This window comes from Xenorhabdus sp. SGI 60 (genome assembly GCF_056632175.1).
Genome location: NZ_CP196860.1, coordinates 2,698,799 through 2,714,483, shown reverse-complemented (window position 1 = coordinate 2,714,483; position 15,685 = coordinate 2,698,799). Strand labels below are relative to the sequence as shown.

Annotated in this window: 12 protein-coding genes; 7 read left to right on the top strand and 5 right to left on the bottom strand. The window is 46.5% G+C overall.

Translation table 11 applies throughout. The features are described from left to right. Positions 1-7: 7 nt before the first annotated feature. The 5 genes from ACSJJG_RS12485 to ACSJJG_RS12465 all read right to left on the bottom strand — a co-directional run bounded on the left by ACSJJG_RS12485 (position 8) and on the right by ACSJJG_RS12465 (position 5,812). Positions 8-1,114 carry an ABC transporter permease gene (locus ACSJJG_RS12485; RefSeq protein ID WP_481089566.1) on the bottom strand — a complete coding sequence of 369 codons (1,107 nt, stop codon included), beginning with the start codon at positions 1,112-1,114 and terminating at the stop codon, positions 8-10. 12 nt (positions 1,115-1,126) lie between these two features. Next, positions 1,127-2,287 (bottom strand): ABC transporter permease, encoded by a 1,161-nt coding sequence (locus tag ACSJJG_RS12480; protein ID WP_481089565.1) that lies wholly within the window; start codon positions 2,285-2,287, stop codon positions 1,127-1,129. Beyond that, on the bottom strand, positions 2,284-4,020 hold the full coding sequence (locus tag ACSJJG_RS12475) for an ATP-binding cassette domain-containing protein (protein ID WP_481089564.1): 1,737 nt from the start codon (positions 4,018-4,020) through the stop codon (positions 2,284-2,286). The genes ACSJJG_RS12480 and ACSJJG_RS12475 overlap by 4 nt, the downstream gene beginning before the upstream one ends. Positions 4,021-4,029: 9 nt before the next feature. Beyond that, entirely contained in the window at positions 4,030-5,037 is a 1,008-nt protein-coding gene (gene hlyD, locus ACSJJG_RS12470) for a secretion protein HlyD (RefSeq protein WP_481089563.1), read from the bottom strand. Between the two features lie 79 nt (positions 5,038-5,116). After that, on the bottom strand, positions 5,117-5,812 hold the full coding sequence (locus ACSJJG_RS12465; RefSeq protein WP_481089562.1) for a transcriptional regulator: 696 nt from the start codon (positions 5,810-5,812) through the stop codon (positions 5,117-5,119). 371 nt (positions 5,813-6,183) lie between these two features. On the opposite strand from ACSJJG_RS12465, the gene rhlE reads away from it, so the two are divergent. The 7 genes from rhlE (at position 6,184) to ACSJJG_RS12430 (ending at position 15,648) form a co-directional block, all read left to right on the top strand. Then, positions 6,184-7,458, top strand: a complete 1,275-nt coding sequence (rhlE, locus tag ACSJJG_RS12460) for an ATP-dependent RNA helicase RhlE (protein ID WP_481089561.1) — start codon at positions 6,184-6,186, stop codon at positions 7,456-7,458. A gap of 76 nt (positions 7,459-7,534) precedes the next feature. Continuing rightward, on the top strand, positions 7,535-8,518 hold the full coding sequence (gene dusC / locus ACSJJG_RS12455) for a tRNA dihydrouridine(16) synthase DusC (RefSeq protein WP_481089560.1): 984 nt from the start codon (positions 7,535-7,537) through the stop codon (positions 8,516-8,518). 856 nt (positions 8,519-9,374) lie between these two features. After that, complete coding sequence (locus tag ACSJJG_RS12450; protein ID WP_481089559.1) at positions 9,375-9,743, top strand: hypothetical protein; 369 nt, start codon at positions 9,375-9,377, stop codon at positions 9,741-9,743. Between the two features lie 196 nt (positions 9,744-9,939). Next, entirely contained in the window at positions 9,940-10,245 is a 306-nt protein-coding gene (locus ACSJJG_RS12445) for a hypothetical protein (protein ID WP_481089558.1), read from the top strand. A 305-nt stretch (positions 10,246-10,550) separates the two neighbouring features. Next, on the top strand, positions 10,551-13,496 hold the full coding sequence (locus tag ACSJJG_RS12440) for an RHS repeat domain-containing protein (protein WP_481089557.1): 2,946 nt from the start codon (positions 10,551-10,553) through the stop codon (positions 13,494-13,496). Then, positions 13,493-14,566 (top strand): hypothetical protein, encoded by a 1,074-nt coding sequence (locus ACSJJG_RS12435; protein WP_481089556.1) that lies wholly within the window; start codon positions 13,493-13,495, stop codon positions 14,564-14,566. Before ACSJJG_RS12440 ends, ACSJJG_RS12435 begins: the two co-directional genes overlap by 4 nt. Beyond that, positions 14,512-15,648: an RHS repeat-associated core domain-containing protein gene (locus ACSJJG_RS12430; RefSeq protein WP_481089555.1), complete on the top strand. Its 1,137-nt coding sequence runs from the start codon at positions 14,512-14,514 to the stop codon at positions 15,646-15,648. The genes ACSJJG_RS12435 and ACSJJG_RS12430 overlap by 55 nt, the downstream gene beginning before the upstream one ends. Positions 15,649-15,685 lie beyond the last annotated feature (37 nt).

The window sequence follows — 15,685 nt, the reverse complement described above, 5'->3', positions numbered from 1 at the left end:
AAATTTATCAGGCAATCTTACTCCGAAACAGCCGATAAGCGATCCCTCCGGTCGTTGCCGTGATCACCAATAAAGGCCATAAATTTGGCCAAATAACGGATAAATCAGCCCCTTTCAAATAAATCTGCTTGGTGATGTCGGTAAAATGGCGGATTGGGTTAATCCAGGTGATGTTTTGTAACCAAACGGGCATATTCTCGACCGGAGAGATATAACCAGAAAGCAGAATAGCGGGCATCATAAACACAAAGACACCAATAAACGCTTGTTGCTGGGTGGAACAGACAGCAGAAATCAGCAAACCGAAACCCACCAGGGACAATCCATAAATCAACATACAGGCATAAAATAGCAGCAATGAACCCGCGAAAGGAATTTGATAGAACAGCGTGCCAATCAGCAAAACAATGCTTGCTTGCATCGTCGCTACAACCAATGCCGGAATAGCCTTGCCAAGGAAAATTTGCCAGGTCGCCAGTGGCGAAACCAGCAACTGATCCAGCGTTCCTTGTTCCCGCTCACGGGCGACTGACAACGCTGTGACAATGAGAACCCCAATCGTAGTAATCATGGCAACCAATGACGGCACGACGAACCATTTATAATCCAAATTGGCGTTATACCAGTTACGCACAATGAGTTCGCTGTTATTGAAATTAGGGGCATTTCCCAATAGCTGTTTCTGGTAATCCATCACAATTTGTTGGATATAGTTGGCAGCGATTTGAGCACTGTTTGAATTACGTCCATCTAGTAAGACTTGAATTGAAGTTGGTGTTTGGCTGGCGAGAGCAGCGCTGAAATTTTGTGGAAAGCGTACCAGCAATAGAGCCTTACGGTTATCCAGCGTAGGACGGATCTGTTGTGAGCTGGTTAGCAAAAGAACATCAGGAAATGCTTTCGATTTTGCCAGCCGTTGGGTTAATTCAATCGATGCCTGTCCTTTGTCCTCATTATAAATGGCAATCGTGGCGTTTTTGACTTCCAGCGTTGCTGCCCACGGAAACAGGATCATTTGTATAATCACCGTCAAAATCAGAATGTTTCGTGTTTGTGGCTCTCTCAGAAGAGACTGCAACTCTTTCATGATGAGTGTATACAGACGATAAAACATGCTCTTTCCTTTTTAATCCAGATGTCGACGCGTTTTCCATGCGGTCAGGCCAATAAAGACGATGGAACTGGCAATCAGCAGGAGCAGGTTCGTAACCAATACCGTGCCGATATTCCCAGCCAGAAAGAGTGTCTGTAGGCTACTGACAAAGTAACGGGCAGGTATGACATAAGTTGAAGCCTGAATAAGCACAGGCATACTCTCTATCTCAAAGACAAAACCAGATAACATAATGGCAGGCAAAAACGCCGCATTGAGAGAAATCATCGCCGCATTGAACTGATTACGGGTCAGGGTGGAAATCAATAATCCCATACCCAAAGCGGTAGCGAGATAAAGGCTGGAGACTAACGCCAGTATCCAGAGTGAGCCACGATAAGGAACCCCCAGCACAAACACCGTAAATAGCATGCAGAGTACCATGACAAAAGACCCCAGCATTTGATAAGGCAACAATTTGGCGAGCAGCAATTCGGTGCGGGTAACCTGAGTTGAAAGCAGGGCTTCCATGGTTCCGCGTTCCCATTCACGGGCGACCACCAGTGAGGTAAGAATTGCGCCTACTACGGTCATGATAATTGAGACGGCACCGGGAATAAGGAAGTGCTGGCTGATAGCGGCGGGATTAAACCAATAGCGGATTTGTGTATCTATCAAGGGAGTCGTTGAAACCCCGTGATCTTGCCCTCGTTGTTGTAACCAGGTTTGCCAGATACCTTTGGCATAGCCCTGCACAAAATTGGCGGTGTTGGGTTCACTGCCATCAGTAATCACCTGAATCGGGGCATGGCTGTCTGCGCGGGCAAGCTGGGTATCAAAGTTGACCGGGATGACGATAATGCCGCGGATTTGGTTTTCCTGCATTTTTTTGATTAAGAGTGGGCGGTTGTCGCTGATGGTGGCATCAATATAGGGTGATCCCGTCAATACATGCACTAATTCTCTGGCGTCTTCGCTCTGCTGCTCCATTAAAATACCGAGGCGAAGTTTGCTGGAGTCCAGATTAATGCCGTAACCAAAAATAAAGAGTAACATCAACGGAATAACCACGGCAATTAACGCACTGCTGGGATCACGGACAATCTGCTTAGTTTCCTTGATACAGAGGGCTTTTAGTCGACGCCATGAGAAACTGACCGCCTTCTGGGGAATTGCCTGTTCAGGATGACTCATTGCGGCTCCTTATCGTAGTTCAGCACCAGATCGATAAAAGCATCTTCCATAGAAGGGTTAGGGAGTTCGCCCGTGGCGACCAATTGTTTCAATTCATCAGGCGTTCCGGCGGCAATCAATTTACCTCGATATACCAACCCGATACGATCACAATATTCTGCTTCCTCCATAAAGTGGGTGGTGACCATCACTGTTACCCCTTTGTCCACCATGCCATTAATATGTAGCCAAAATTCGCGGCGGGTCAGTGGGTCAACACCTGAAGTCGGTTCATCCAAAAACAGAATATCAGGTTCGTGCATCAATGCGCAGGAAAGGGCAAGCCGTTGCTTAAATCCGAGCGGAAGGCTGTCAGTCTTTTGATGCAGGATGGGTTCAAGATTGAAAGCGTGGATCATGCCGGACATTTTTTCTTGTTGATGGCGCCCTTTCAGGCCGTAAACACCAGAGAAAAACTTGAGATTTTGCTCAACCGTCAGGTTGCCATAAAGTGAGAATTTTTGCGCCATATAGCCAAGGCGCTGGCGAGCCTTGCCTGAACTGACTTTTAAATCCATATCCAGAACTAATGCTTTGCCTGAAGAGGGGATCATCAAACCACACATCATTTTGAAGGTAGTCGATTTTCCGGCACCATTTGGTCCCAATAAACCAAATATTTCCCCGCGCTTCACCTGAAAATTCACATGGTCAGTAGCCGCAAAATCGCCAAATTTTTTAGTCAGGCTACAGGCTTCAATTACGGTTTCTGTTGGATTGGGCGGGATTTGAGGCATTATCTCCGCCAATTCGGAACGGTGGGATGGGCCACCACCCAATAAATCGATAAATGCATCCTCGAAACGGGGTTCGGCATCAAAGAGATTGGTCGCAGGTAATCCTGTTTGTTGAATCAATTCGTTTTTGTCAGCGTCTTTTTTTAAGATCAGGCGAATATATTTCCCTTGAATCACACCATCAGTCACTTGGGGCAAGGTGAGGGCATGTTGCAGCATTTTACGCCGTGCATCTTGTTTGACATCAAGCAAAAAAGATCGACCCGCAATCTTGCGGGTTAAGTCTTGTGGCTGGCCGCGATAGAGCAGCTCACCGCGGTTCATCAACAAAACATCACGACATAACTCGGCTTCATCCAGATAAGAGGTGCTCCATAAGATCAACATGCCGTCAGAAGCGAGTTCATGAACCATTTGCCATAACTCACGGCGAGCGATGGGATCAACGCCTACGCCGGGTTCATCCAGTAGCAAAACCTTCGGGTTACCTAATAACGTACAAGCAAGCCCCAGTTTTTGTTTCATGCCACCGGACAATTTCCCTGCTAACCGTCCGGTAAAACGGGTTAAGTCCGTGAAAGTCAGTAGCTTCTGAAATGTTGTTTTGCGTTCCTCGCCAAGTACACCACGGAGATCGGCATATAAAGTCAGATTTTCCATGACGGTTAAATCTTCATACAAACCAAATTTCTGCGGCATGTAACCGAGTTCAGAACGGACTTGAACACTATCTTTGATGGGATCAAGCCCCATGATTTCAATATTGCCGCTATCCGGCCGCAATAATCCGGCCAACATTCTTATTAGTGTGGTTTTTCCGGCCCCATCTGGACCGACAAGACCCGTCACTGATCCGCCCTGAATTTCTGCTTGTAGGTGCGAGACAGCAGGAACGTCTAATCCGGGAAAAGTTTTCTCCACACCGTTCAGTTTTATCGTATAGGCTGAACTGGTCATGTTATCGCCTTACTTATTTGCTTCAGTTAAATTTGAGTCGACAAAACGTAAGGTAACAGGCATGCCTTGTTTCAGCCCCTCATCGGGATCAAGGACAATAATGCGCAGGCGATAAACTAAGTCCGTTCTTAAATCAGGTGTTTCGACATTTTTGGGGGTAAACTCGGCGGTAGGGGAAACAAAACCGATTTTGCCATGATAGGGCTGGTTTTTCCGGCCATCGGTATAAATCAAGACTTCGCGTCCGGCAATAGCCTGATTGAGGTTGGGTTCATCAATATATGCCCTGATCCAAACGGGATTAGTCAGTGACAGGGTAAAAACAGTGTTGCCCGCCGTCAGCATGGTGCCTGGCTCAATGGCTCTGGTCAGGATCATCCCTGCCGATGGAGAAGTGAGTTGAGTATCTTTTAGATTGAGTTCAGCTTGTGCTACGGCCGCTTCTGCCTGAGTCAGTTGGGCTTTTGCCGCCGCAATTTCTTCTGTGCGATAACCTGTTTCGAATTGACGCAATTTATCTTTTGCTGCCTGATAAGCCGCCAGTGCCTGATTGCGTCCGGTTCTGGCATTTTCCAGATCATTGGCTGAGATGGTTTTGCTTTGCCACAGGCCTTGCTGGCGTTTTAGGAAACTATCGGCAAAACGGAATGCTGACTCTTTTTGTTTGACTTCTGCCCGTACCTGGGCGATTTCTTCGCTGCGATAACCCGCTTCCGCTTTGGCAAGATTTGCCAAAGCGACATCACGAGCCGCTTTGGCTTGATTCAAGGCATTAATAAAAGGGGCATCATCAAGACGACCAATCATTTGGCCCACGGTTATGGCATCACCTTCATCTGCCTGTAGATCAGCCAGTTTACCTGCAACCCGAAAACTGAGGTTAACCGTCCTGACATCAACATTGCCATATAGGGTTAACTCTCTGCTATTTTGTTCCTGATAATAGTAGATACCGACAATAGCACTGATAACAACAATAAGTGCCAATAGGGCAAGAGCAAACTTTTTACTGTTCATACCATCCCTTATGCCTTGTTCAATTTATACCCGCTATCTTTCAAGTGGTGGCTTCGTTGGTTACGCCATTGCTTAAGAGCTATTGGGTATGTATTCTTGATTTTTTTCTTAAACCATCAAGCAATAAATTGATGTGCTGAGATAAAACCTGATTGATTAATTCGTATTCTTTGGTGCCAATATTGTCCCATCCGGTTTGGCGCAATAAGGCTTCCCTAGCCAGACGGAAAGAGAGGATCTCACCCAATAAGGCATGGGTATGGATCTGGGTTGAAATTTGGTGTTCATTGGCACCGATATAATTGGCGATGAGTTTATTCAAGCGAGAATAAATTGGGGCCAATCCCTGTTCATGCATGACACTGTAAGCCTCTGTTGGCGTCAATTGTTCATGGGACATGATCCGGCTGATATTGATACTACTTTTCTCGAAAATCAGGCGGTTATAGCTCACCATTCCCTGATGAATAAATGCCAATATTTGGTCTTTTTGATAGGGTTTCGTTGTCTTAGCAAAAAAATGATCAATGGCTTCAATAAGAGGGGTAAACTCTGATTTTAGCTTATCGGCAATATGTTGCACGACTGCGAGGTATAAACCTTCTTTGGAACCGAAATAGTATGCGATAGCTGCGATATTTTGCTGTGCGTGTTGGGCAATGTTGCGGGTAGTCGCACCATCCAGACCTGATTTGCCAAAAATTTCTATTGCTGCTTCCAGAAGTTGTTGTTTGGCTTGTTCGCCTCGTAATGTCTGAGCCTTCTTCGCTGCCATGTTAAAATATTTCCTGTTACAAAGCGCTTTCGGGAGTACCGAAGAATATATCAATCGTATGATTAACTTTAAAGCTAAAGTAAATCGATGTAAAGTTGATACAAATTGTCTTTTTAATAGACACCGATAAAAAATAATCTTTCAGTTTTTGCTAACTTTCCTTGGTTAAAGGGGGGGCAGTCAATTTTAGTTTGATTTATTGGTCTCTTTAGGTCTGCGTGGAAAGACATATCTGTTATAATCCCACCCTAATTATTGTGGTGCATTGCAGTTTGTGTAATTTCCTTGCGTTTTATCGCGTCTGTTTTCTTCCCATAAAACTGCCCCTGAATTGATATCAGGCATGGTGAAGTCTGGAGTATTTCTTATTTATGAATTTTGAGTCACTCGGCCTGAAGGCTGATATTTTGCGTGCCGTTGAAGAACAAGGCTACGCGGAACCTACCCCTATTCAGCAGCAGGCTATTCCTGTTGTGTTATCCGGTAAAGATCTGCTGGCTAGTGCCCAGACAGGTACAGGAAAAACGGCAGGGTTTACTTTGCCTATCCTGCAACTTTTGAGCGAATCCCCTGCTCAAGCAAAAGGTCGCCGTCCGATCAGAGCGTTGATTTTAACTCCGACTCGAGAGTTGGCGGCTCAGGTAGGCGAAAATGTACGTAATTACAGCAAATATCTCGGATTACGTTCGTTTGTTGTGTTCGGCGGTGTCAGCATTAACCCGCAGATGATGAAGTTGCGTGGTGGCGTGGATATTCTGGTCGCAACACCGGGGCGCTTGCTGGATTTGGAGCATCAGAATGCAGTGGATCTTTCCCGCGTTGAAATTCTGATTTTGGATGAAGCTGATCGCATGTTGGACATGGGCTTTATTCACGATATTCGTCGTGTGTTGAACAAACTGCCAGCGAAACGCCAAAACCTCCTCTTCTCTGCAACGTTCTCTGATGAAATCAAGAGCCTTGCCAATAAATTGCTGAAAGAGCCAGTCAGCGTAGAAGTCGCACGGCGTAATTCAGCCTCTGAACAGATTGATCAGTCAGTCCATTTTGTAGACAAAAAACGCAAGGGAGAATTGCTCTCTTACATGATAGGCAGCCAGAACTGGCAGCAGGTGTTGGTATTTACGCGTACCAAACATGGTGCAAACCGGCTGGCGGAACAATTGAATAAAGATGGTGTGACGGCTGCGGCGATCCACGGTAACAAGAGTCAGGGAGCAAGAACCCGTGCGTTGGCTGATTTCAAGACAGGCCAAATCCGCGCGTTGGTCGCAACGGATATTGCTGCCCGTGGACTGGATATTGACCAATTGCCACATGTCGTCAACTATGAGTTGCCAAATGTTGCTGAAGATTATGTCCATCGGATTGGCCGTACCGGGCGTGCAGATGCTACCGGGCAGGCGATATCGCTGGTATGCGTCGATGAACATAAGCTCCTGAAGGATATTGAGCGTTTATTGAAGCGAGAGATTCCACGCATTGCTATTTCGGGTTATGAGCCAGATCCTTCTATCAAGGCAGAGCCAATCCAAAACGGACGTAACAGTTCACGTGGTAACAACAGTTCACGTAGTAGCAGTTCTCGTGGTAATGGTTCTCGTAGTAATACCTCATGGAAATGGCAAACATGGCCATTCACGTAGTGAACAGCCTCGCAGTCAACGTCGTCAGCGAATCACAACCAAAGCACCACGTGCCGTAACATCGGGGAAGTAATCCATGCGTGTTTTGCTGGCTCCGATGGAAGGTGTTCTGGATTCTCTGGTTAGGGAATTGTTGAGTGAAGTTAACGATTATGACCTTTGCATTACAGAATTCTTGCGTGTGGTAGACAGCCTACAGCCGGTAAAGTCTTTTTACCGGCTATGCCCTGAGCTGCATCATCGAAGTCATACTCCATCGGGCACACCTGTCAGAATACAGCTTCTTGGGCAATATCCAGAATGGTTGGCAGAAAACGCATTCAGGGCGGTTGAGTTAGGATCATGGGGTATAGATTTAAACTGTGGCTGCCCGTCGAAGGCGGTAAATGGCTGTGGTGGCGGTGCTAGCTTATTGAAAGATCCTGAACTTATCTATCAGGGAGCGAAAGCCCTGCGCGAAGCCGTGCCTGCGCATTTGCCGGTAACGGTAAAAGTACGTTTGGGTTGGGATTCTGCTTCACGTCAGTTTGAGATTGCGGATGCCGTCCAACAAGCTGGTGCAACCGAACTGGTTGTACATGGACGAACCAAAGAAGATGGTTATAAAGCAGAATGTATTAACTGGCAGGCGATAGGCGAGATCCGGCGTCGCCTTGCTATTCCTGTGATTGCCAACGGTGAAATTTGGGATTGGCAGAGTGCTCAGGCGTGTATCAAGACGACTGGATGTGATGCCGTGATGACAGGTCGTGGCGCCCTGCATGTGCCAAACCTGAGTCGTGTCATTAAATATAACGAACCAAAGATGCCGTGGAGTAGCGTACTCAAGCTACTACAAAAATATACTTATCTGGAAAAGCAGGGTGATACAGGGCTGTATCACGTTGCCCGTATCAAGCAATGGTTGGGGTATTTGCGCAAAGAATATAATGAAGCGGATGAATTATTTATGCAAATCAGGGCATTAAAAACATCTGCTGAAATCGCCAAAGTTATTTCTTCTGCCGTAGATAAATGTCTACTGCGATATGCCATCCAAGAATCCTCCATCTTCTGTTAGTCATACTTATCCCCTCCAGTGATATAATGTTTCTCTATTTCTGGGGGGAATGCGTGTTTTTTATAATTTAAAACCTATCGGGTATAAATAAAATACATCTCATTTTTTTATAAATAATGAATGATGTTTATCAAAATAAATTTCCATTAGAGAGTTATCCTTATATTGATATCAGGATTATATGAAGGTGATTTAATTTTATGGTTGATTTTATGCATGGAAAATAAACTCATCTATGATTTATCTTTATTTTTATTTAAATGTATTTATATGTTTATTATTTATAGATAGTTATAATGGTAAAATATATTTATTGAATTGATAGTTTAGCGATCAGGTGATGCATATAGATAAGTCAGATATAAAAAAATATTCTTTGTTTCCACTGGAAAGTCGGAATGTTTAGGCTATATTTATATTATAAAGGGTATTGCGCTGGTATATTTACCTGTTTTTTCATATGGGGCTATTAGCTATACCTAAGTAATGTATTAATTTTTCGAAAAATTAATACAATGCGGTTTATTTATAAGTTAAATGATAACTTGCCGGTCTTTATTTCGATATTTGATATTTGTTTTCATAAGCCATGATGTTGACTGTGAAAATGATTTACAAATGATTTACTTAACTTGGGGGAAAGACAGATGAACAATATTAAAGATAACGATCAATTCGGTAAAGACTGTGATGATGATAAAATCTGGGATAAGGTATCTGAGTTAAAGATAAAACTACTTCAGATAAGTAGAGAGACTGAGATCTTTGCTAACGGAAGAAATAGAGTCGCTGTCGATATTTATCTTCAAGCAATTAATTGTAACCATAAAACGATATTAATCCCAGGGATCTGCTTGTGCAGCATGTCTGGCTGGTTGACTATGACACACAAGAAAAGCTTACCTGGAATGCAAACGAAGGAGACGATTTTCAATGGGCTTATACAGATCAACCTAATGAATTTACTGTAACGCCAAGAAGAATTTCATCTTTGATCAATAATGAAAAAAATAATGAAGATGATGATACAACGCTAAGTAAGATAACTTACTATGTATACTGTTCACCTGCGGCAATAAATACGGTCAAACAAATCGCTGTATCGGTTATGACGCCAACTGGTCAGAAATTCACGACAGCCTTTGGAGTAACTGCCGAGTTTGATGAATGTGTCCAGTTTAATTCAGTAGGTGAAATCTTTTATCAGTTTTCCAGATCCAAATAAAAATAACGGAGAAGAAATTTATCACTGAACATGATCCAACGACCGCTGGAGAGGGTTCCTGGGGTCAGTATAATGTCTATGTATTACTGGAACCAAATGATCATTATGGAGAAAGGTATATTAAAAAATTAGACTATGAATTGATGCTGTCCATCAGCTTTATCATCATGATGGTGAAATCGATGAACTTCTTACTGTGTATTATGCACATTTTCTTTGGTCCCTGGGAGAAGAAACGACAGTTTCCATAGGCGAAACCCAGTGGTTTGATCTCGTTATTAAGTCTGATATAAATATAAAGATCAGACAAAAACATAATGCCGTTTGTTTTACCATAATATACATCGGTATTTACCATCAGACTCCAGTGCAGGATACTTATTATAATAAATTCTATATTACTCTTTATGACCAATATGGCAATAAAGGCAAATTTTTTGTAGAGCCACGCAATGATGACATGGAAGAAAAACTTAAAATTCATCTTAAAGACACTGAATAATGAATCTGACAGAATTAACGAGGATGTTTACTTTAGATTAATGAATTAATGTAAATCATTTTATTGATAAGTTAAATGATAGATTACAATTCTTTATTCCACTATTTGTTATCATAATATATTGTTTTAATGGCGGTGGCGACATTGAAAATGATTTGACTGGCCTCATCGTGAAAAATGAGAATATTTTTTTTATTTATACTAATTATTGCAAATCGGAAGTAAATTTCTCTTTAAGTCACCTTATTCAATTATAAATAACAAAAAGCGGTTTTCTCATCAAATAGAGAAAGAGAGGCGCCAAAATGCAGAATGATTTTTTCTCAAATGCCCACAACTTTCAAAGTGCGGCCATGGGCAGTGTCGACCCCCGCACCGGCCTGTTTACGTATGCGATGCTGGTGGCCCAGTTAACCGGCAACAATCACCTCGGGCCGACTCAAACGATAACGCTGTCGTATAACCCACTTAATACCGAAGATATTGGCCTGGGTATTGGCTTTTCCCTGGGGCTGACCCAGTATGATAGCCAGCAACGGTTATTAAGTCTCTCCACCGGCGAGCATTATAAAGTGGATGAATACACGGACAAGGTTTACCTGAAACAGTATAAGCAGGACGGGGTACGGTTTGAAAAGGACACCACCCAGAATGTCTATCGGGTGATCCATAAATCAGGCATGGTTGAAGTATTAACCGGGCCGGACAGCGCTTATAACCGCAAAGTTCCTACCCAGATATTTACCCCCCTGGGACATTCCCTGACCCTGGGCTGGGAAAGTGATACCGGCCCTGACCTGTACCTGACGACAGTCACCGATAACACCGGACAGATTTTGTTAACCGTACACTATGAGTACGGCAGTTATACCCGTTTCACGGTCTGGCCCGGCACGACGGAAGCCTATGATATCCAGTTGCTGTTCGAGAACGACTATGTGAGCGAGGTGAAAAAAATCACGCCGGCCGGCCAAACATTAACCTGGGCAATGGGGTATGACATCGAGTGCCGGTTTTTGAATCAGGTGGACGCCCCGACGGGGTTGACGGAACGGGTCAATTATCACCTCGACGGTCACCGCTTTCCCGAAGGCGCCCCCCTGCCCGCATTACCCTATGTCACCCACCATACACAGTCGCCCGGCTACGGCCCGGATATTGTGTGCACCTATCAATATACTACGGCCAACTTTCTGGGTTACGGCGCGAAGGGGCACTGGCATGCGGATGAAGACTATCTCTACGGGGTCCTGAGTGATTACCTGTATGGCTCAACCGAACAGTGGGACAATGGCACCACGCAGCGCTATATCACCCGCCGCTATAACCAGTACCACCTGCTGGTCAGTGAGACGACGGAGCAAAATGGGTGCAAGCGGGTGCATGAGACTGACTATTATGCGCAGGTGGGCAGTGCGTTTGAAAAACAACCCCCGCAGTTCCAGCTGCCGAAAACAGCCCGCGTCAGTTTTAATGATACCCCTGACGTGGAGGTGATCCAGACGGAGTTTGATGAAGCGGGGAACCCGACCGTACAAATTGCGCCGGATGGTACCCGCACGGACTGGGTTTATTATCCGGCTGAGGGAGAAGAAGGGGGCTGTCCGGCGTCCCCGCAGGGCTTCGTGCGTTTTGTCAAATCCAGGACCGTGACACCGGGCAAGGCCTCGCCGGAAGAGATTTATGAAGATGTTCCGACACATCAGATAGTCTATCGCTATGCAGTGTTGCCGACCCTTTCCGGCGCACCTGGCGCTCATGCCGTCGTCTGCACCTATCAGGGCTGGTATAGCGAACAGCAGCATAAACCTCAGTTGCTGCATGAAACACAGACCCGCTATGTAAATGATACCCGCTCTCCAGACCACGGGCGCATCCAGCGCATCGACGAGACGGTGTATGCCCTGTCAGGAGAGGCGCTTGCGGCTGGCAAGGCATGGACAAGCTACCAGATTTTCAGCTATACCCTGCAAGGTGAAGCGCTGGTGAAAACCGGTCAATGGGTCGGCCATGACCGGCTTAGTCTCACGACCGAGAGTCGCCAGTCGCAGGTCAGCGGCAAGTTATGGCAGACCGTGGATGCGCAGCAATGCACGGCTCACTATGACTATGATGAGCTGGGACGTATCTCAAGGCATACCAGTAATGCGCATACCGACTATGCCCAAACGGTACATTATGCCTATGCCATTGAAGAGGCCGGGGCAGCGACGACCACAAAAACCGATGTCTGGGGCAATCAGGTGAGTCTCCGCTTTAACGGGCTGGGTCATGCCTGCCAGAAGGAAATATGGGAAAAGGGGCAGGAAGAACAGGGCTGGCGGTTAGAATTTGACGCTGAACGGGACAGTTGGGGGCGGGTAGTCGCTCAAACCCGGTATGACTGGTTGCCTGTGGAAGATTGTACTGACGATAGTGAGGGTACTGACAATGCCTCCGGTCAGATAGCGCTGGTTTCTTCCAGCCAGCATATTGAATACGATGACTGGGGAAAATTACACCGGATTATCCAGGATACGGGTGAGAGCATCCAGCACGATTATGATCCGGTGACCCGCACGGCGCAGATAACCCAACAGGCGGCAGGATTGCATTTTAGTCACAGTACCGTGGTGTATGATAACCGTCACCAGCCGGTCACGGTCACCCACTACGACAGTCAGGGTCAACAATACAGCCAGCAACACTACTCCTATGATGGTCTGGGGCAATTACGGGCCACCGTTGACGCGTTGGGGCAAAAGACCGAATACACCTACGATTTATTGGGGCGATTATTGACGATAAGTCACGGTGATGGCACGGTTATCCGAAAATCTTATGCGCCGTTCACGACAGGCAATTTAGTCACGCAAATTGAAGTGAATGGGGAGGTGCTGGGGAGCCGTCGCTTCGACAGCCTGCACCGTCAGGTTGAAGTCACCAGCCGGGGGCGGACTTACTCCTCGTCCTATCAGGGGAATCACCCAAGCCCCAGCGAGATGACCGATCCGTTGGGACACACGGTGAGGTATCACTATGAACGGCTGCTGGGCAATGCCCTGACGCAGGTGGAAGCGGGGGCAATACAGCAGCATTTTACCTACGATCCCCGGACCGGGATGATGACAGCCGCCAGTGCTGTACAGCAGGCCACTCACGGGATGGAATATACCGCTTCCGGTCGTTTGCAGCAGGAAACCTTCCGTTTTGACGATAGGGGGGCACGGGCGGCCGACGCGACCTATACCTATTCCCCCTGGGCCGGTTGACCGCTTATCAGGATGTTACCGGGAAAAACTGTCAGGTCAGTTTTGACAAGTCTGGCCGCCCGGTGGCGGCTTATGATCCTGATGTGAATGTGGCATTAACCTACGATGCGGCCAGCCGGGTCAGGCGCTGGCGTGTTCACGACAAACACAGTGATAGAACCTTAACCACCACGCTGGATTGGGATGATTTTGGGCGTGAGACAGCACGCCAAATCCAGACGGAAACGGATACGCTGACTTTGGCACACACTTATACGGTCAGGGGTCAGGTGGCTTCGCGCACCACCCGTTCACAAAGTGCCGGTTTGCTATGTCAGGAAACCTACACCTATGATCCCGTCCGAAACTGGCTGACAGAATATGACTGTACGGGGTTAGAGCCTCCGCGTGATGCCTATGGTTTTAGCCTGTCCCGTCAGAGTTTTACCTACGATCGTTTGGGGAATATCCTGACATGTCTCACCATCCTCGACGATGGTCGCAGTGATACAGCCACGTTTATCTACAACCCGTCAGATCCCTGTCAATTACTTACCGTCACCCATACACACCCGGATTATCCGGCCAGGATCACTTTAGCGTATGACGCGGCCGGTCGTCTGATACAGGATGAGGCTGGCCGTCCTTTAACCTATGATGCACTAGGACGGCTGGTTAATGTAAGTGCCGGTGACCTGACCAGTTCCTATACCTATGATGCGGGCAACCGACTGGTGCTACAACAAATCGGTACAGACAAGACCCATGAGCTTTATTATCAGGGGGCAACCCGCGTGACGGAAATTCTGCGCGAAAGCGGTGCGGTGACCCGCTTGTTACGGGCACAAGGAGAAACTGTGGCGGTCATCATGAATACCGATACGCATTTATTGGGCACTGACGGTCATGGCAGTGTGCTGATAGGCCAGCAGGGAGAAGGCACAGAAACCCGCTATCGCTATTCCCCTTACGGGCAGCAGGCCGAAGGGGAAGGTACCCGGACATTCCGGCTTATAATGGCGAACGCCGTGATCCGGTGGGCGGCGTCTATCATCTGGGCAACGGTTACCGGACTTATCATCCTGTTTTGATGCGTTTTAATGCCCCTGATAGCTGGAGTCCATTTGGTGCAGGGGGACTCAACCCGTATGCCTACTGCCTCGGTGACCCCATCAATCATATTGACCCGACGGGGCATTTCAGCCTGGGCAGTATTTTTGGGATTATTGGCGGTATCATCGGGCTGGCGATTGGTCTGGCGATGGCTATCCCCACAGGGGGGGCCTCACTGGCGGGCGATGCCGCTATTCTCGCGGGACTTATCGCGGATGTGACCGGAATTGCCAGTGCGGCCACACAAGACAGCAACCCCCGGGCCTCGGCCATGCTCGGCTGGGTTTCTCTGGGACTGGGGGCGCTCAGTCTGGGGGCCGGTGTCATGGGCGACCTTACCCGCAGTCTGGGGCGGTTGGGTCAACAATCAGGTGAGTTTAGTGAAGCGTTTGGTGTCAGATTCAGCAGTGGAGGAGAGCCAAGGCAAATGAATATGGTCACCCCTCCTGTAGCATCAAGTGGAGCAGGGGTAAGCTCAAGCAATGATTATGTAGCCGTGTTCAGGCGCGCTGTAGAGGAAGGTAGGATTAGTCAAGTTGAAAATCCGGCAGGGAGTGGTTTTTATACTGTTGGGCTAGAAATAATGGATTACCTGAAAATAGTCAGGTGTCAATACCTGAGAAGGAGATTATTTACGCCAAGAGGGGACAGCTCTACGATAGAAATTGTTGATAATATCATACGAATAGAAAATGAAATTTACCGGTCATTAAATATCGGAAATGAAGATTTTGAAGCATTATATTTGAGCTTTGTAGATGCCAGCATATTAGATGTTAGTAATATATCTAATGCTGTTATTGACTCTGTTAATCGTCTCCGTTATGTCACTAAATCTCATCTCTCGAGCTCAACCATATCTGTATTTAATGATGACACTATAAATATGATGAAACTTATGTGGAGAGTATCCGGATTTTCTCATTCTAGTGTAAATCAGTGGCTATATTATAACTTGCGGCATTTATCTCCGAATCTAAATTTTCCAAGAGATATAGCGGAAGGAGACAATGCATTTCAGTTTTTTAATCATTCTGTTATCCCAAATATTAGGGAATAAAAAGGCAATTTGGATTAAGGCCCGTTCCCGCCGCAAG